This is a genomic window from Gulosibacter molinativorax (assembly GCF_003010915.2).
Lineage (GTDB): Bacteria > Actinomycetota > Actinomycetes > Actinomycetales > Microbacteriaceae > Gulosibacter > Gulosibacter molinativorax.
In genome coordinates, this window is record NZ_CP028426.1 from 3,337,662 (window position 1) to 3,355,334 (window position 17,673).

Here is a 17,673-nt window from a genome sequence, read left to right on the forward strand (position 1 = left end):
GCGTCCTTCTCACACAGTGCACGGGACGTGCCGGATTCGCCGCTGTTGCGGCGGGAACCGACTGTCCCGTGCACTGTTTGTTTTGCGAATGCGCTCGGCACGGAGTGCGCGTAGACGATCTTCAACCGCCCTCTACTACTCTTTGCATAGCCATGACCCGCATTCCTTCTCTTATTGCTGCCATCGCTGACGCAGCGCTCACCGTCGCAATCGGCTTCGTGATTCCGCTCGCGATTACCCTCGCGAGCTGGCTGATCACGGGCGGTTTCCAGACGACGGCTGTTGAGCTGCCAGTGACCGTTGCCGCGTCGATCTGGGCGCTCGGCCTTGGTGGGGGAGTCGGGTTCTCGATTAGTCCCGAGACGTATCCAGCGCTCGGGATCGCGGAACCTTTCCGGTTCGTCATCTCGGTCGCGCCCCTCGCGTTTACGGCATTTATCGCGTGGATGGGCTGGCGCGCGGGGGATGGACTCAGCGACGACGACGCACCGTGGGCTGGCCTCGGGGCGAGCACCGTGACCTTCGCGCTCGCCTCTTGGCTCTCGCTGGCCTTCGCTACGGCGGAGCCGATGCGCATCGACGTCGCGGGTGCCGTCGTCGTCGGTACGTGCACGTGGCTCGTCATGCTGCTGTTCGGCCTGCGGGTCTGGGAATATCTGCCCTGGGAGAAGTGGCTTGGCGCCCGGGTCTCGGACCTTACCGACTTGGCACCTCGAGCGCTACGGATCGCGACCGGTCTCGTCGTTGGCACGCTCGCCCTCGCCACGATCGCGCTGCTCGTCGCGCTCGTGACCAGTATGGGGCGCGTCATCGGACTGATGGAGGCATTGCAACTCGATGTCGCGAGCATCATCGGCATCGGCCTGCTGCAGCTCGCCTATTTGCCGACGATGATCGTTTGGGCCGCGGCCTGGTTGCTCGGCCCCGGCATCCAGCTCGGTGCGGGATCAACGGCGACGCTCGGAGGCACGGACGCGGGCCCGCTGCCGGTCCTGCCCTTGCTCGGCATGCTGCCGGAGGGTTCCTCGCCGTATCTGTGGGCGCTGATCGCGCTTCCCCTGGCACTCGCCGCGGTGATCGCGCTCATCGCACGCAACCGAAACCCTGGCATTGATGCTCGCGTGTGGTGGGAGAGGCTGCTGCCTCCCGCGGCGGGCGCACTCGCCGCGGCGGTCGCGCTCGCGGTAGCGGCGCAGCTCTCACGGGGTTCGCTCGGGCCAGGGCGCCTCACCGAGTTTGGCCCCGAGCCGTGGTGGATGCTCTTGGCTGCGTTCGGCCTGTTCACCCTCGGTGGTGCGATCGGCGCCTTTCTCCCACTTGAATCGAGCGCTGATGTGGACTCGAGGGATGCGGACTCGAGGGATGGGGTTCGCAAGGACAGCGCGCGCAAGGACAGCGCTCGCGAGGAGCGCGTCGAGGCCGACGAGGAGTCGCACGCGGACGAGTCCGACCCGAGGACGCGACCCCACGTCATCCCCTTCCAAAGTTTCTTCGATCGCATCCTTGGCGGTCACGACGACGAGGATGAGGACGACGATGAGCGGGAGACTGCTTCGGCTGCGAGACAAGACGACGAGGGTGATTCGGCGTCCCAGGACGTGGAGGTCGGTGACGTGGACGCTGCAAAGGCGGCGGAAAAGCGGCCCCGGGTCAGCCCCTACGCCCGCCCGAAACAGCGCATCGAACTGCGCGACGCAGTGAATCGATCTGATGAACCGGACATCTACGCCGACATCGATCCGAGCGAGGATCCAAAGTAACAATCCGGGGCGCGGTAGGATCGGTTAGTGCTCAAGCTCGTCGTTCTCATTTCTGGCACGGGGTCAAACCTCCGCGCACTCCTCGACGCCATCGACACCAGCCGCGACAGCGAGCAGCCCATCGATGCCGAAGTCGTGGCCATTGGTGCCGATACGCCCAAGGCAAACCTTGCGCTGGCGACCGAGCGGGGCATCCCGACCTTCGTCATCGAGCCGCGCAACTACCCAAATCGCGAGGCGTGGGGTGACGCGCTGCTCGCCGAGATTCAGCGCTGGGAACCCGACACGACCATCCTGAGTGGTTTCATGCGGCTCGTACCGCCGCGCGTTGTCGAGGCGCTTTCGCCCAACCTGCTCAACACGCATCCTGCCCACTTGCCGGAATTCCCCGGTGCGCATGCCGTGCGCGACGCGCTCGCGGCCGGCGTCACCGAGACCGGCGCCACGATCATGATTGTCGACAACGGCGTCGATACTGGGCCGATCATCGATCAGCGACGCATCCCCATCCACCCCGATGACGACCAGGATGCGCTCCACGAGCGAATCAAGATCGTCGAACGCGAACTACTTACCGAAACGGTGCGCAACCTGGCCTTGGGCACCATCAACCTCAAGGAGATTGCCGCATGAGCGCACCCAAGATCACCGAACACCGCCGCGAACGCGACCAGATCAAGATCAGCCGCGCGCTGATTTCGGTCTCGGACAAGACCGGGCTCGAGGAACTCGCGAAGGCGCTCGGCGCGGCAGGTGTCGAGATCGTCTCGACTGGCTCGACGGCGCAGAAGATTCGGGATGCGGGGGTTTCGGTTATCGAGGCGTCGGAGGTCACCGGGTTCCCCGAGATCCTTGATGGCCGCGTGAAGACGCTGCACCCGAACGTGCACGGTGGGCTGCTCGCCGATCTGCGCCTCGAGAGCCACGAGAAGCAGTTGAACGAGCTCGAGATCAAGCCATTCGACCTGGTGGTTGTCAACCTCTACCCCTTCGCAGAGACGGTCGCCTCGGGTGCCGCGCCCGAGGACGTCGTCGAGCAGATCGACATCGGGGGACCGGCCATGGTGCGCGCCTCGGCGAAGAACCACGCCAACGTCGCGATCGTCGTTTCGCCCGAGCGGTACGCCGAGATCATCGACGCGGTCGCAAACGGCGGCACGAGCTTCGCGCAGCGCCGCCAGCTTGCCGCGGCGGCCTTCGCGCACACCGCCGAGTACGACGCCAACGTTTCGGATTGGTTCGCGCTGCAGCTCGCCGCCGAGAACGGCACCGAGGGCGACGCGCCCGAGGCGAGCTTCCCCGCATCCCTCTCGGTCGAGGTGAGCCGCGAATCGACGCTTCGCTACGGCGAGAACTCGCACCAGCAGGCCGCGCTGTACCGCAGCGACGCCGGTCGCGGCATCGCGCAGGCGCGCCAGTTGCACGGCAAGGAAATGTCGTACAACAACTACGTGGATGCGGATGCGGCGTTGCGCGCGGCGTACGACTTTGCCGAGCCCGCCGTTGCGATCATCAAGCACGCGAACCCGTGCGGCATCGCGGTGGCTCCCGAGGGACTTGACGAGGCTTCGGCCATCGCCGAGGCACACCGCCGAGCACATGCGTGCGACCCGCTGTCGGCATTCGGTGGGGTTGTCGCGGCGAACCGCGAGGTATCGCTCGAGATGGCGCAGACGCTGAGCGAGATCTTCACCGAGGTCGTCGTGGCACCCGGCTTTGCCGAGGAAGCCGTCTCTCTGCTCGCGCAGAAGAAGAACATCCGTCTGCTCGCCGTGCCGGCTGACTTCGCCCGCGAGGACATCGAGCTGCGCCAGATTTCGGGTGGCTTCCTCGCACAGACGCCGGACACCTTCCCGCGTGAGGGACGAATCAGCGACAAGTGGGAGCTCGTCACCGGCGAGGCCGCGGATGAGCAGACCCTGCGCGACCTCGAGTTCGCGTGGAAGGCCGCGCGCTCGGTCAAGTCGAACGCCATCCTGCTCGCGAACGAGGGCGCCTCGGTCGGTGTCGGCATGGGCCAGGTCAACCGCGTTGACTCGTGCCACCTCGCGGTAAACCGTGCGGGAGACCGCGCCGCGGGGTCGGTCGCAGCATCCGACGCCTTCTTCCCGTTCGCAGACGGCCTCGAGGTGCTCACCGCCGCGAACGTGCGTGCGGTCGTGCAGCCCGGTGGGTCGATTCGCGACGACGAGGTGAAGGCCGCAGCCGAGAAGGCTGGCGTGACGATGTACTTCACCGGCGAACGCCACTTCTTCCACTAAGCATCCGGCCCCCGAACGAACAAAATAGGACACCGTGACTCAACCCGCCTCAGCCACCTCTGGATTCCGCGTCAACGCCATTCTCAGCGCGGCCCTCGCCGCCTCGGCAATCACGTTGCTCGGCACCCTGTTCTCCACGAACCAGCGTGACCTCACGTTCGTGCTGTCGCCGTGGGAGACCTTCGCGAACGCGTTCGGCCTGGCAGCGCCCGCGGTGGGGATCTACCTCATTGTGCTGATCGCGCTCGGGTTCGTCGGGGCGTTCCGGACGTGGTGGACGGCGGCGATCGCGGGTGTCATCTCGGTGCTCGTGGGCGGCACCGTCGCCTACATCATCCAGATCCTCTCGAACGGGCTCGATTTGAACGGTGAGGCGTGGACCGCGATCTTCGGCGAGTTCCTCGGCCTCAACTTCCCGTTCACGGTCATGGGTATCGTTGCGGCGACGCTCGTGGGCCCGCCCGTGTACCGCGCGGTGAGCGGGGAACCGCTTGCGGGCGTGCCGGTCCAGTATTCGGCTGGGCCGGGGGCGCCGTCGTCGATCACCGATAGCGGCTCGGCGTTTGTGCGCATCCCGTCGGACGCAATGCTCGAGGGCAAGGATGACGACGATCGCGCGATTGCGAATGGCCAATGGGAAGACCTGGTCGCCGCGTTCGAGGAGCACGACTGGGGCACGCAGGCCGTTCCCGAGGCGGCGAACGAGCCTCGCGCGGTGTTCGTCGGTGACATGGCGCTCGTGCTCGGCGAACAGGTGGTGCTCGCGAAGCCAAAGGGCGACGCCCGTCGCGTTGAGTTGGCGACGGTTCGCGAGACGCTGAGCGACGCCGGCGCGGTGTTCGATGAGCTCGAGGCACCCGCGATTTTCGACCCGGCGGATGTCGTCGAAGGTCCGGGCGTGCTCTACGTCGGCGTCGGCGCGAGTACCAATGGCTCGGCCATCCGCGGGCTTCGGAAGATCGTCGCCGATCGTGGCTATCGCGTCGTTGCCTTGCCGGTCGCGGGCAAGATCGCCCTGTCGGATGCACTGTCGATACTTCCCGATGGAACGAAGCTCGCGTGGTCGCCCGCGATCGAGCACCCCGAGCTGCTCGGGGAGTACATTGCGGTCGAAGAGCCTCGTGGCGCGGCGGTCGTTGTGCTCGACGAGCAGACTGTCGCAGCCCCCGCATCCGCTCCTGGGACGGCGAAGCTGCTCGGCACGCTTGGCTATCAGGTCAAGGCGCTCGATATCAGCGCGTTCGAGGATGCGGGCGGCACGCTGCCACGTATGTCGCTGCGCTCCCGCGACTAGCGCTCCTCGAGTAGGTGGGATTCACTCCGATCACCGCGGTTTGGTCGCACGCACGCGGTAGTCCGTGAGGGTCAAACCGAGCAAGGCGCGTGCTTCGTGACTGAGGTGTGCTTGATCAGCGGGACTGCTATTTCGGCCAAAGAATCGGCAGGGTTCTCACGGGTCCATTCCACTGCTTCTTGAAGGCGTCGTCTGCGGATCATATTGTAGGGAGACAGGCCCACGTACTTGGTGGCGAGGCGGTTGACCGTGCGTGTTGAGACCCCAATGGCACCTGCGAGATCCGACACAGTGCCAATAGTGGAGTCGGTGATGGCCAGCTCGGCCAACTGATTGGCTTGATATGCCTCATCGGTGATCGGCCCCACATGGTCCGCAAGCCACGTCTCCACCTCATCCACGACGCCGGCGAGGTTGCTGGCTGATGCCCTGACTATCCCATGCAGGTCGGGTGTGGCGACGGGGAAGGAATCATCACGACAACTTGCCGGCTGCTTGGTGAAAGCCGGCACTGCTGCTGGGCGGAGTAATGCACCTAGTACCCAGCCTTGCCCGACGAGGACTTGTGTGGAGCGTCGCGTGCTGGGCCCCCAGAACCGTACTTCGTCGTCTTGGAAGGCAAGGTTGCTTGCGGGGAACGCCAGGATTTCCTGGGCTGAGTGTTGCCCTGGGGAGATTGCCCACGTGGTGGTCCACCACCACGCCACTAGATCCTTGGCGGTGGAACCCGCGAGGAGCCGGGTGAAGTTCACGGGGAGCTCGGACGGGAACAACGGACCGCGTCCAGCGAGATCAGTGTGGGCGGCCATGGCAGGATTTTACAAGACCGGCGCGCAGTCGAGGGCTAACCTCGAAGCCATGACTAGTTCATTCACCCCTGCCAACGGCCAGTACACCGAGAACGGTCGACCGAAGAGCTTCTCCAGCCTGACTCCGTTCGTTGCACTCAAGGACCCGAAAGCTGCGCTGGACTTCTATACCGAGGTGTTCGGCGCTCGCCTGGTGAATTCCACCGAGGTGGAGGGCCTGATCATCCACGCCGAACTCGATTTCGGGTGTGGTCGTCTACAGCTGGGTGCCGCGCAGCAGGCCTATCACTTGCTTGCGCTGGACCCGGGGGCCGAGGACGTGCAGTTCTCGTTCGGTATTTATGTCGCGGATGTCGACCGCGTCGTCGAGGCTGCAATCGCTCGCGGTGCCGTACTGCGCGAGGCGGTGGTGGAGTTCGTGTCTGGCGATCGTTTCGGGAGTATCCGTGATCCGTTTGGCATCCGGTGGTCGGTGATGACACGCGTCGAGGACCTCAGCGATGAGGAATCTGCTCGGCGGGTCGATGACTGGGCCGCGGCGATGAGCGCCCAGGACAACTGACCCCTCTCGGTCGCCCTGCGGCCAAGAGCTTTTGATGAGCGGTCACCGCAAGGTGACCGCTCACTTGTCAGCTAAGCCCTGAGGGAGCGCTCGCCGATGACCTCACCGTACGGCGTCTCGCCGACGATCTTGAAGCCCATCGCCTGGAAGAACTTGCCGGGGCCGAGCTCGCCTTCTTCCCACACCGCAACGACCTCGTTGAAGCCGCGTTCGAGCGCCTCGGTGAGCACCGCATCCACGGCGAACGCACCGATACCTTGCCGCTGGTGCTCCGCATCCACATTCATGCGCAGGATCGTGGCACGGTAGAGCGGGTCGTCCGACTCGTCATTGAACGTCGCCATGATGAACGCGACAACGTCGTCCCCATCGACGACGACGCGCGGCCACATCGTGTCTTGATTGACGTAGGCTTCCGCGATCGAATGCGAGACCGGGGCTACGAAGTTCTCCTGACCGGGCTTCAGCGAGAGCGCATTCGCGGCCACGATGTTGTCGGCGGTGAGCGGGGCAAGACGCAACGAAGTCATGTCATGCAGGGTACCCCCAATGACCGGAAATTAGGCTGATCGCGAACTGTTCTCGCCCTTCGCCTACAACGAGCGCGGCGAACAAGGTATTTCAAGGTGCCAATCTAGAATCGGCACAGCAGACTTTCGCGGGACAGCTTCACACTCGGCACCCGCGCTCAGGGAGGGTAAACATGGCGCAAGAGATGTCACAAACCGGCCGCTCACTCGTGGCACTGGTTCGTGCCGACGGTCACGGCGAGCTCCGTGACGGCGATCGCGTCATCCGGATGAACGCGGGCAACTCGGATGAGCTGCGCGGCCAGCTCATGGAGCGGGCCATCGCGATCGCGGTCGATGAAGGCCGTGAGATCGACCTCAAGACGATCGACGTCGATGGCATCTACTCGCTCGTGTGCTATCCGAACGGCAACCTTGAGCAGGTCGGGGACGTGCAGCCGCTTGGCCCGGGCGACATCGAGCTCACGCCCGAGGCCGACTCGAACGCGGCCGATGGCGGGTACGCCCAGCTCTTTGGCAGCGGCGGCAACGATGGTGAGCGCGACGCCGATTCGGTGCACGAGACCATCCAGTTGCCTCGCGAGGGGATGCTCGCGAAGCAACTCGAGGTCGAGGAACGCGAGCAGGCGGCGGCCGCAGCCGCGGCTGCGGATGACGATGATGAGGACCTCGAGGAGGAATTCCACGACGAGGGCCTCGACCACGATTTCGACGATGTCGACGAGGATCCGCAGCAGGTCGACTCTGCGACGGCGAACGGCACCCAGGATGCACAGGACGAAGGCGGGGCCTCGGTCGCGCAACCCGACGCGGGCGTGGCATCGCGCGCGCCGGAGCCGAAAGTCACCGAGACGCCCACCTCGGGCGAGGACTTTGTCGCCGCCGCGATGCGCGACCCATACGAGGTCGAGCCCGGAGAACCCGAGGCCGAAGATGACTGGCGCCCGGCCTTCACTCGCGGCGACGCGCGACGCTCCGAGCCGCTCACGAAGAACGACGACGAGGACCTGCTCGCAGCATCCGAGAAGCAGCGTGGCCGCAAGATTGCGCCCCAGCCTGCGGCCTCGACAAGCAACGTGCCGACGCTCGATGACTTCCTGTCGTCGAAGCAGTCGAGCCAGAACCAGCTCGCCGAAAGTGGCTGGCGCGCCCGGGTGCGTCGCGCATCCGGCGGGTTGATCAAGCTCGGCCCGGGTAAGCAGGAACGCACCATCCGGGAAGAAATGGATCAGATCCAGAAGTCCTTCGACGGGACTAGGACGATCGTGGTCGTGAACCCGAAGGGCGGCGCACACAAGACGACGGCGACGCTGATGATCGCCGCGGCATTCGGCACGATGCGCGGCGGCTACACCCTCGCGTGGGACAACAATGAGACCCGTGGAACCCTCGGCTGGCGTTCGCGCGCCGGGGTCACGAACAATACCGCGGTCGACCTGCTGCGTGAGCTCCCGCACTTCGAGATTTCGGGTGGCGCGACGATCTCGGATATCGACCGATACGTGCGCAATCAGGGCAACGCGAAGTTCGACGTGCTCGCGAGTGATGACGATGCGGCCTCGGCGGCAATCATCGACGACGATGCCTTCAGTCGGCTGCACCGGGTGCTCTCGCGCTTCTACCGCATCATGGTCATCGACACCGGAAACAACATGCGCGCCTCGAACTGGGAGGCCGCGCTCAACATCGCCGACCAGCTCGTGATCGTTTCGACCGCGCGTGAAGACACCGCCGCATCCGCAGCCTGGCTTGCCGACGGACTCCGTGAGCGCGGCTACGGCCAGCTGCTTGCCGACGCAGTGACGATTCTGTCGTCGCCGTCTGCCAAGGAAGATCCCGAGCTCACTGAGAAGCTGCACAGCCACTTCACGCAGCTGACGCGCGCGGTCGTGTCGGTACCGTACGATCAGGAATTCGTCGGCGGTGGGGAGCTGAACATCCCGAACCTGCAGCCAGCGACACGTGACGCCTGGCGCCACGCGGCCGCGGTGATCGCGCAGGGCCTGTAGCGACGCTTGCCGCGTTGGCCGAGTGCGCCCGGCGGGCAACCTCGTTGGCCGAGTGCGCCCGGCGGGCGTGTATCGAGGTCAGCGTCCCCGGGCATTTCGATATGCCGCTTCGCGGCTACTCAATGGCCGGTGCCAGTCGGCACTCAACGACCCTGCCGTTCAGCGTAGGATTCGAGAGTGCTTACCGTAGTTGCCTCAGACCGAGTTGCCGAACCGTCCGAGATCGATGACATCATTGCGGGACTCGATGACCGCGCGGGTGTCGTGCTGGCCTCGGGCGTCGAGTACCCGGGGCGCTACACCCGATGGGACATGGGCTTCATCGACCCACCGCTCGTGATCGAGGGCCGCGGCTTCACCGTGCAATTGCGCGCCCTCAACGATCGCGGACTCGTGCCACTGCGCGCGTTCACCGACATCCTCAGCGGGGTCGAGGGCTTCGCGCTTGAAGTCGCAGAACGCGAGACGACCATCACGATCACCCCGCAGCGCGACGACATCCTGCCGGAAGAGGAGCGCACACGTCGCCGCTCGTCGTTCGCCGTGCTCCGGCATCTCCTCGCGGCGCTCCCTAAGGATGCGCAACACCTCGGGCTCTACGGCTCGCTCGGGTATGACCTGGTTCGACAGATCGAGCAGTTGGACGAGCCGGCGGGGGGAGACCAGCGGGACCTCGTGATGTACCTGCCCGACAGCATCATCGCGGTGGACCGCCAGCGCGACGATGCTCGCCGCTACGAGTTCGAGTTCAGCTACGAAGGTCAGCACACGGCTGGCATCCCGCGCACCGCGACCAAGGCGCCGTTTGTCGGCCCCGCGGCCGATGCCACCGCATCCCGCGACCACGAAAGGGGCGAGTACGCCGCACTGGTGCAGGATGCGAAGCAGTACTTTGAGCGCGGCGACCTCTTTGAGGTCGTCCCCGGCCAGGCTTTCCGCGAACCCGTGAGTACCTCGCCATCGGCGATCTTCCGCTCGCTCGTGAAGAACAACCCCGCGCCCTATGGCGCCATCATGAACCTTGGCGAGAACGAGTTCCTGGTTACCGCATCCCCGGAGATGTTCGTGCGCGTGCAGGGCGACCGCGTTGAGACGGCCCCGATCTCGGGTACGATCGCCCGCGGCGCGGACGCGATCGAGGACTCGGACCAGATCAAGACGCTCATCAACAGCGACAAGGACAAGTCGGAGCTCACGATGTGCACCGACGTCGACCGCAACGACAAGTCGCGGGTGTGCGAGCCCGGCTCGGTACGCATCATCGGCCGTCGCCAGATCGAGCTGTATTCGAAGGTGATCCACACCGTCGATCACGTTGAGGGCACTCTTCGCGAAGACTTCGACGGCCTAGATGCGTTCGCGACGCACATGTGGGCCGTGACGGTCACTGGCGCGCCGAAGATCTGGGCGATGCGCTTTATTGACGAGCACGAGCGCTCGCCCCGCACGTGGTACGCGGGTGCGCTCGGTGTGCTCTACGCCAACGGTGACGTCAACACCGGGCTCACGATCCGTGCGGCCATGATCCGCGAGGGCATTGCCGAGGTGCGCGCGGGCGGGACCCTGCTGATCGACTCGGTTCCCGAAGACGAGGAGCGCGAGACCGAAATGAAGGCCTCGGCGCTGCTCGAGGCGATCCAGTCGGACCCGAGCGCCGAGGCTGCGGAAGAGCCCGAGCCCGCGGCGAAGCGCGGTGCCGGCCACCGCATCCTGTTCTTCGACCACGAAGACTCGTTCGTGCAGATGCTCGCGGGCTACATGCGCGAGACGGGCGCCGAGGTGCGCACCGTGCGCGTGCCGAAGGGCGGCGTACCGGTGGAGCGCATCCGCGAACAGCTCGATGCGCTCGACCCGACACTCGTCGTGATGTCGCCGGGGCCGGGCTCGCCGAGCGACTTCCGTGACAGCGACATCCTTGCTGAGCTGGATGCGCGTGGCTTGCCGGTCTTCGGCGTGTGCCTCGGCCAGCAGGCGATCGGCGAGTACCTCGGCGCCTCGCTCGGGCAGCTCGGCTATCCGCTGCACGGGCAGGAGCGCGAGGTCGAGGTCATCGAACCTGGCTTCCTCGACGAGATGCCGAAGCGGTTTGTGACTGGTCGCTACCACTCGCTGTACGTCGAGCCGGCCACTGTTTCGGGCGGGCTGAAGATCATCGCGAGCGACGACGATGGCATCCCGATGGCGGTCGAGCACACCGAAAAGCGGTGGTTCGCCGTGCAGTTCCACCCGGAGTCGCTCATGACCCTCCGCGACCGCGCCGGACACCGCATTATTGACGCGGTAATGGAGCGAATTTCTTAGCCAGGTTTCATTTCCCTGACCAGGGGTTTTCTGCCGCGCAAAAATTGTGCCGCCGTTCGTCAAGATTTTGCTTTACGCGGTGAAAATTTAGGCCGTAGTATTCCCTTCGGCGCGCATCCGCGCCCGTAAAGGATGCGTGCCGCGGCAGTGGTGCGCACTAGGCATGAATTGAGGACCTGGTTGAGCAACCGCATCGACTTTCGCTATCTCTCCGAGCCCGACATGATCGAGGCCGGAGTGATGGATATGGCCAGCTGCGTGGACGCGATGGAAGAGACTTTCGCGCTCTATGCTGCGGGGGATTACCGCATGGCTGGGCCGAACAACGACTCGCACGGGGCGCGCATGATTTTCCCCGACGAGCCGCCGTTCCCCACGATGCCGAAGAACAGTGACGATCGTCGATTTACCGCGATGCCCGCATACCTCGGCGGCAGCTTCGGCACGACGGGGATGAAGTGGTACGGCTCGAACCTCGCGAACCGCGAAAAGGGCCTGCCTCGCTCGATCCTCATGTTCATGCTCAACGATACCGAGACCGCGGCGCCGCTCGCGCTGATGTCGGCCAACCTGCTTTCTGCGATGCGCACCGGCGCCGTCTCGGGTGTCGCTGCGCGTCACTTCGCGCGCGGGGATGCTCGGGTCGCCGGAGTGATCGGCCCCGGCGTCATGGGGCGAACGGCGCTGGCCGCGCTCGCGGTCGCGTGTCCGATGCTCGACACGGTCAAGGTCCGCGGCCGCAGCCAGCGTGGCATCGACGACTTCAAGACCTGGGTCGCGACCTACGTACCGCAGATCACCTCGATCGAGCAGGTCGAGTCTGACGAAGAGGCAGTTCGTGGCTGCGACGTCGTCACGGTGTGCGCGACGACCAAGGCCGGCGACCTCGACACCTATCCGATGATTCGCCGCGAGTGGCTCGAGCCGGGCGCGCTCGTCACGATGCCTGCCGCCGCCAACATCGATGAGGGGCTCGAGGCACAGGACGTTCGCAAGGTCGTGGACTCCTACGGCCTCTACGAGGCATGGGGCCTCGAGTTCCCGACCCCGACGCACCACCACGTGGGGATCATCGGCAACAAGTTCCTCGACCTCGTCGCCGAGGGCAAGATCCGCCACTGGGACATCGAGGAGCTCGGGCCGGTCGTCGAGCGCCGCGCCGAGGGCCGCCGCAATCCGGAGGAGATCGTCATTGTGTCGATCGGTGGGCTGCCGATTGAGGACGTGGCGTGGGGCACCGTGGTGTACCGCAATGCGATCAAACGCGGCATTGGCACGAGCCTGCCGCTGTGGGACGCCCCCGCGATGGCGTAGTCCTTCAGGCTATTGAGTAGGTGCCGTAGGCGCATATCGATCCCCGAGTAGCGCCGTAGGCACATATCGAGGGGTGCTGACCCGCGAAGCGTATCGAAGAGTGGCCTCTCGATACGCTTCGCTACTCGAGGATCGAAATGGCTACCGGAAGACGATGGTGCGGTGGCCGTCAAGCAGGATGCGGTGCTCGGCAAACCACTTGACGGCCTGCGTGAGCGTGCGTGATTCCTCGTCCTGGCCCATCGCCTGCAGCTGCTTGACCGTGTCAGTGTGGTCGACACGGCGCACGTTCTGCTCGATGATCGGACCTTCGTCGAGATCGGTCGTGACGAAGTGCGCCGTGGCACCAACCACCTTCACGCCCCGCTCGTGCGCCTGGCGGTAGGGGTTCGCGCCCTTGAACCCTGGCAGGAACGAGTGGTGGATGTTGATGGCCATCCCCTCGAGCTCCTCGCAGAGTTCGGGGGAGACGATCTGCATGTAGCGAGCGAGTACGACGAGTTCGATGTCGTCCTGAGCGATCACCTCGCGCACGCGGTTCTCAAACGCGAGCTTGTCCTCTGGGCTCTTGATCGGCAGGTGCTCGAACGGCACCCCGTAGAATTCGGCGATGTTGCCGAGGTTCGGGTGGTTCGCCATGAGGCGAGTCACCTCGATGGGCAGGTGCCCGGTGCGCTGGCGGAACAGCAGGTCGTTGACACAGTGCTCGGCCGTTGACCCGAGGACGAGGGTGCGCACGGGGCGGCCCACCTCATCCAGGTGAATTTCCGCGTTGAATCGCTCGGCGACGGGGTTGACCTCGGCGAGGAGCGCACCTTGCGTGACCGGGGAATCGATTTCGATCCGCATGAAGAAACGGTCGGTGTCGAGCGAAGAGAACTGCTGCAGCTCGACGATGTTTCCTGCCGACGCCACGATCGCGGCGGTCATCGCGTGCACTATGCCCGGCTTATCAGGGCAGACGAGCGTGAGGACGCGGTGATTCGGGGAAGGCTGCTGTGCGGGGGTAGTCGATTCGGTCACAGTCGCTAGGGTACGGGAGAACGGCTTAGATTCCCGAGGGCGTACCGCGCGGGCCGCGCATCCACCTTCGCGCCGCTCCTACCCCGAGAGCCAGTCGCGACGTAGGATCGACCGGTGACGACACAAACTAGCTCGAAACTGCCTTTGGGCCCACTCGTGACCCTCGCCACGGCCACGTTCATGTCGATCACGATCGAGATGCTGCCGACCGGTCTGATGCACCTCATGGCGCCGGATCTCGGCGTTGCTGAATCGCAGATCGGCTTGCTCATGTCGGTGTTCGCGTTTGCGGTAGTCCTCACCTCGACACCGCTCACGATGCTGCTGCGACGGGTGCCGAAGCGCATCCTGCTCGTAGGCGTGCTGACATTCTTCTCGATCAGCACGATCCTCACCGCCGCTGCGCCAAATTACGAGCTCGTCCTCGCGAGCCGCATCATCAACGGCATCGCGCACGGGGTGTTCTGGTCGTCCGTCACGTCGTATACCGGATCGCTCGTGCGGCCGAACCAGCTCACGAAGGCGGTCTCGATCACCGGCGGTGGTGGTGGGCTCGCGTTCGTGCTGGGTGTGCCGCTCGGCACCGCGCTCGGCCAGTGGATCGACTGGCGCGCGACCTTCGTGGTACTCGCGATTGTGTGCCTGATCGTCGCGGCGACGCTCTGGGTCGTACTGCCGAAGGGTGTGGGGGACAAGCCCGCTCCCGCGACCGCGCCTGTCGAGCTTCCGACCCCTGGCGCGATCAGCGACGTCGAGGTCATTACCAACAGCATCCCCGTGACACGCCGGTCTCGGAAGTCGATGGGACTGGTCATCACGCTGTGCATCCTCGTGATGGTCGTCATGACTGGCCACTACTCGTTCTACTCCTATATCTCGCCGTACCTACTCGGGCCGGTCGGCTTCTCGGAGGCGTTACTCCCGATTGCGCTGTTCGCCTACGGCATCGCATCCGCGATTGCCACCGCGCTCACCGGCACCCTTTTCACCGGTCGCACGGGCGCGGGGTTCTACGTCTCGTTCGCGCTGTTCCTCGTAGGCGGCGGCTCGCTCGCGTTGTTCCCGCAGATCTCGTTCCTCGCGGGGATGGGACTCATCCTTTGGGGCTTCGGGATGGGCTTCCTCCCCACCCTGCTCCAGTCGCGACTGCTGGCCGTTGCTCCGTCTAAGCACCGCGACCTTTCGAGCGCGATGTACACATCCGGCTTCAATGCCGGGATCGGACTCGGCGCGCTGGTCGGCGCGATCTTGCTTGACAGTTACGGCATGGGGTCGCTCGGGGTGTCGTTCCTCACGTTGACGATGGCTGGTGTCGTGATTAATATCCTCGTCGACCTGCGAAGTGCTCGAAAAACTGCCTAGCCTGGCAGCAACGGCTGCGCATGATGCGTTTAGACTGATCTGGTCGCGACTGGCGTCAGGTGGGGCACCATCGGGAAGCGGCACACGGATCACGAGCCGCACGCCTGGGCTCGCCGACACTCAATGATCGCCCGGTCCCATGAACTGGAATCCGACTAAGGAGTCTCAAGTGTCCGACTATCAGAATCTGCCGCTCTCGCAGGTCGACCCCGAAATTGCAGGTGTCCTCCGTGATGAGCTGACCCGTCAGCGCAACACCCTCGAGATGATCGCGAGCGAGAACTTCGTGCCGCGCTCGGTGCTTGAAGCCGTAGGCAGCGTCCTCACCAACAAGTACGCCGAGGGCTACCCGGGGCGTCGCTACTACGGCGGCTGTGAGGTCGTCGACATCGCTGAAGACCTCGCCCGTGACCGCGCGAAGGAGCTCTTCGGTGCACAGTTCGCGAACGTGCAGCCGCACTCCGGCGCAACGGCGAACGCGGCAGTCCTGCACGCCCTCGCAACGCCCGGCGACACGATTCTCGGCCTTTCGCTTGACCACGGTGGTCACCTCACGCACGGCATGAAGATCAACTTCTCGGGCCGTCTCTACAACGTTGCGGCATACGGCGTCGACTACGGCACCGGCCGCATCAACATGGATGAGGTTCGTCGCCTCGCGCACGAGCACAAGCCCAAAGTGATCATCGCCGGTTGGTCGGCGTACCCGCGCGAGCTCGACTTTCCGCTCTTCCGCGAGATCGCGGACGAGGTCGGCGCGTACCTCTGGGTCGACATGGCGCACTTCGCGGGTCTCGTTGCCGCGGGCCTCCACCCCAACCCCGTCGAGCACGCGCACGTCGTGTCCTCGACCGTGCACAAGACGATCGGCGGCCCGCGCTCGGGCTTCATTCTCACGAACGACGCGGATCTCTCGAAGAAGATCAACTCGGCAGTGTTCCCCGGCCAGCAGGGTGGCCCGCTCATGCACGTCATCGCAGGTAAGGCCGTTGCCTTCAAGCTTGCGATGACCGACGAGTTCAAGGACCGTCAGGAGCGCACGAAGCGCGGCGCGCAGATCATCGCCGAGCGCCTTCTGCAGGACGACGTCCGCGAGGCTGGCGTTGCGCTGACGACGGGCGGCACCGACGTGCACCTCGTGCTCGTCGACCTGCGTGACTCGCCGATCGACGGCAAGCAGGCCGAAGACCTCCTGCACGAAGTCGGCATCACGGTGAACCGTAACTCGGTGCCGGACGACCCGCGCCCGCCGATGGTCACCTCGGGCCTGCGCATCGGTACGCCGGCGCTCGCGACCCGTGGCTTCGGCGACGAGGAATTCCGCGAGGTCGCTGACGTGATCGCGCAGACGCTGAAGCCCGGCGCCGACCTCGAGTCGCTTCGTGCCCGCACCGCAGTGCTCGCCGAGAAGTTCCCGCTTTACGCAGGCCTGGTCTACGCATGAGTGAGGCCACGAGCGGGCAGGCCGTTCGGCTCGACGGGAAGAAGGCATCCGCCGAGATTAAGGCCGAGCTCCGTGAGCGCGTAGCGGCCCTGCGCGCTCGCGGGATCGTGCCCGGCCTCGGCACCGTGCTGATCGGTGACGACCCGGGTTCGCAGCTCTACGTCGCGGGCAAGCACCGCGACTGCGCCGAGGTGGGCATCGAGTCGATTCGCGTCGATCTGCCCGCGACGGCAACGCAGGAGGAAGTCGAGGCGGCGATCGACAGCCTCAACGCCGACCCCGCTTGCACCGGTTACATCGTGCAGTTGCCGCTGCCGAAGCATCTCGATCAGGATGCGGTCATCGAGCGCATCGACCCGGACAAGGACGCGGACGGCCTGCATCCGACGAACCTCGGACGCCTCGTGCTGAACGTGAACAAGCCGATTACGTCGCCGCTGCCGTGCACCCCGCGCGGTTGCATTGAGCTGCTGCAGCGCAACGACATCTCGCTCGACGGGAAGCACGTCGTGGTCGTTGGCCGCGGCGTGACCGTAGGCCGCTCGATCGGGCCACTGCTGACCCGCCGCGAGTACAACGCGACGGTGACGCTGACGCACACCGGCACGCGCGATCTCGGCGAGATCGTGCGCTCCGCGGATGTTGTGGTCGCGGCTGCCGGCTCGGCCGGCCTCGTGAAGGCCGAGTGGATCAAGCCGGGTGCAGCGGTACTCGACGTGGGGGTGTCTCGCGTGGAGGACCCGGAGACCGGCAAGTCGAAGGTTCGCGGAGACGTGGACCCCGGCGCGTGGGACGTCGCTGGCTACATGTCGCCGAACCCCGGTGGGGTTGGTCCGATGACCCGGGCGCTCCTGCTCGCGAACGTCGTCGAGACCGCGGAACGCTCCGCCAGCTAGCGCCTCATCCACTAACAATCATTGCCCGTACGTCAGCTCCTTGCTGAAGTACGGGCAATGCTTGTCGTTACGGGCAATGACGCCGAGCGCTACCGGCAATCACGCCGC

At 65.3% G+C, this 17,673-nt stretch carries 14 protein-coding genes and 1 riboswitch; of the genes, 11 read left to right on the forward strand and 3 right to left on the reverse strand.

From position 1 onward, the window contains the following. Positions 1 to 152: 152 nt before the first annotated feature. From GMOLON4_RS15500 to GMOLON4_RS15515, 4 genes are read left to right on the forward strand one after another with little or no spacing between them, the layout of a single operon-like run. Positions 153 to 1,760, forward strand: coding sequence for a cell division protein PerM (locus GMOLON4_RS15500; protein ID WP_026935878.1), 1,608 nt, complete (start codon positions 153 to 155; stop codon positions 1,758 to 1,760). Positions 1,761 to 1,787: 27 nt separating this feature from the next. After that, entirely contained in the window at positions 1,788 to 2,393 is a 606-nt protein-coding gene (gene purN / locus GMOLON4_RS15505) for a phosphoribosylglycinamide formyltransferase (RefSeq protein WP_026935877.1), read from the forward strand. Next, positions 2,390 to 4,021: a bifunctional phosphoribosylaminoimidazolecarboxamide formyltransferase/IMP cyclohydrolase gene (purH, locus tag GMOLON4_RS15510; RefSeq protein WP_026935876.1), complete on the forward strand. Its 1,632-nt coding sequence runs from the start codon at positions 2,390 to 2,392 to the stop codon at positions 4,019 to 4,021. Before purN ends, purH begins: the two co-directional genes overlap by 4 nt. Before the next feature lie 34 nt (positions 4,022 to 4,055). Further along, positions 4,056 to 5,315 (forward strand): hypothetical protein, encoded by a 1,260-nt coding sequence (locus GMOLON4_RS15515; protein WP_051266042.1) that lies wholly within the window; start codon positions 4,056 to 4,058, stop codon positions 5,313 to 5,315. Between the two features lie 71 nt (positions 5,316 to 5,386). Here GMOLON4_RS15515 and GMOLON4_RS15520 read toward each other — a convergent pair whose 3' ends face one another. Then, positions 5,387 to 6,124 (reverse strand): helix-turn-helix domain-containing protein, encoded by a 738-nt coding sequence (locus tag GMOLON4_RS15520; RefSeq protein ID WP_051266039.1) that lies wholly within the window; start codon positions 6,122 to 6,124, stop codon positions 5,387 to 5,389. Between the two features lie 49 nt (positions 6,125 to 6,173). Here GMOLON4_RS15520 and GMOLON4_RS15525 point away from each other — a divergent pair, with 49 nt between their 5' ends. Beyond that, positions 6,174 to 6,686 (forward strand): VOC family protein, encoded by a 513-nt coding sequence (locus GMOLON4_RS15525; RefSeq protein WP_026935875.1) that lies wholly within the window; start codon positions 6,174 to 6,176, stop codon positions 6,684 to 6,686. Positions 6,687 to 6,757: 71 nt separating this feature from the next. On the opposite strand, the gene GMOLON4_RS15530 is transcribed toward GMOLON4_RS15525, so the two are convergent. After that, positions 6,758 to 7,216, reverse strand: a complete 459-nt coding sequence (locus GMOLON4_RS15530; protein ID WP_026935874.1) for a GNAT family N-acetyltransferase — start codon at positions 7,214 to 7,216, stop codon at positions 6,758 to 6,760. A gap of 173 nt (positions 7,217 to 7,389) precedes the next feature. Between GMOLON4_RS15530 and GMOLON4_RS15535 the strand changes: the two genes are divergently transcribed. From GMOLON4_RS15535 to GMOLON4_RS15545, 3 genes are all read left to right on the forward strand, one after another. Continuing rightward, complete coding sequence (locus tag GMOLON4_RS15535) at positions 7,390 to 9,225, forward strand: MinD/ParA family ATP-binding protein (RefSeq protein ID WP_051266036.1); 1,836 nt, start codon at positions 7,390 to 7,392, stop codon at positions 9,223 to 9,225. Between the two features lie 177 nt (positions 9,226 to 9,402). Further along, positions 9,403 to 11,526 carry an anthranilate synthase component I gene (locus tag GMOLON4_RS15540; protein WP_026935873.1) on the forward strand — a complete coding sequence of 708 codons (2,124 nt, stop codon included), beginning with the start codon at positions 9,403 to 9,405 and terminating at the stop codon, positions 11,524 to 11,526. A 180-nt stretch (positions 11,527 to 11,706) separates the two neighbouring features. Further along, positions 11,707 to 12,840 carry a tyramine oxidase subunit B gene (locus tag GMOLON4_RS15545; RefSeq protein WP_026935872.1) on the forward strand — a complete coding sequence of 378 codons (1,134 nt, stop codon included), beginning with the start codon at positions 11,707 to 11,709 and terminating at the stop codon, positions 12,838 to 12,840. A 141-nt stretch (positions 12,841 to 12,981) separates the two neighbouring features. Here the strand turns inward: GMOLON4_RS15545 and purU are convergent, their stop codons facing one another. Beyond that, positions 12,982 to 13,863 (reverse strand): formyltetrahydrofolate deformylase, encoded by an 882-nt coding sequence (gene purU, locus GMOLON4_RS15550; RefSeq protein WP_026935871.1) that lies wholly within the window; start codon positions 13,861 to 13,863, stop codon positions 12,982 to 12,984. 114 nt (positions 13,864 to 13,977) lie between these two features. On the opposite strand from purU, the gene GMOLON4_RS15555 reads away from it, so the two are divergent. The 3 genes from GMOLON4_RS15555 (at position 13,978) to GMOLON4_RS15565 (ending at position 17,565) form a co-directional block, all read left to right on the forward strand. Continuing rightward, complete coding sequence (locus GMOLON4_RS15555; protein WP_035731623.1) at positions 13,978 to 15,225, forward strand: MFS transporter; 1,248 nt, start codon at positions 13,978 to 13,980, stop codon at positions 15,223 to 15,225. A gap of 35 nt (positions 15,226 to 15,260) precedes the next feature. Continuing rightward, positions 15,261 to 15,342, forward strand: a riboswitch (ZMP/ZTP riboswitch). 22 nt (positions 15,343 to 15,364) lie between these two features. Next, positions 15,365 to 16,669 (forward strand): serine hydroxymethyltransferase, encoded by a 1,305-nt coding sequence (gene glyA, locus GMOLON4_RS15560; RefSeq protein WP_051266028.1) that lies wholly within the window; start codon positions 15,365 to 15,367, stop codon positions 16,667 to 16,669. Then, the gene (locus GMOLON4_RS15565) at positions 16,666 to 17,565 is read left to right on the forward strand and encodes a bifunctional methylenetetrahydrofolate dehydrogenase/methenyltetrahydrofolate cyclohydrolase (RefSeq protein ID WP_026935869.1); all 900 of its coding nucleotides are present in this window, start codon (positions 16,666 to 16,668) and stop codon (positions 17,563 to 17,565) included. Before glyA ends, GMOLON4_RS15565 begins: the two co-directional genes overlap by 4 nt. Positions 17,566 to 17,673: the final 108 nt, after the last annotated feature.

Excerpts from the sequence above, each read along its gene's own strand:
- GMOLON4_RS15500 (WP_026935878.1), top strand. The coding sequence starts at position 153 with ATGACCCGCATTCCTTCTCTTATTGCTGCCATCGCTGACGCAGCGCTC.
- purH (WP_026935876.1), top strand. The coding sequence starts at position 2,390 with ATGAGCGCACCCAAGATCACCGAACACCGCCGCGAACGCGACCAGATC.
- GMOLON4_RS15520 (WP_051266039.1), bottom strand. The coding sequence starts at position 6,124 with ATGGCCGCCCACACTGATCTCGCTGGACGCGGTCCGTTGTTCCCGTCC.
- GMOLON4_RS15525 (WP_026935875.1), top strand. The coding sequence starts at position 6,174 with ATGACTAGTTCATTCACCCCTGCCAACGGCCAGTACACCGAGAACGGT.
- GMOLON4_RS15530 (WP_026935874.1), bottom strand. The coding sequence starts at position 7,216 with ATGACTTCGTTGCGTCTTGCCCCGCTCACCGCCGACAACATCGTGGCC.
- GMOLON4_RS15535 (WP_051266036.1), top strand. The coding sequence starts at position 7,390 with ATGGCGCAAGAGATGTCACAAACCGGCCGCTCACTCGTGGCACTGGTT.
- glyA (WP_051266028.1), top strand. The coding sequence starts at position 15,365 with ATGAACTGGAATCCGACTAAGGAGTCTCAAGTGTCCGACTATCAGAAT.
- GMOLON4_RS15565 (WP_026935869.1), top strand. The coding sequence starts at position 16,666 with ATGAGTGAGGCCACGAGCGGGCAGGCCGTTCGGCTCGACGGGAAGAAG.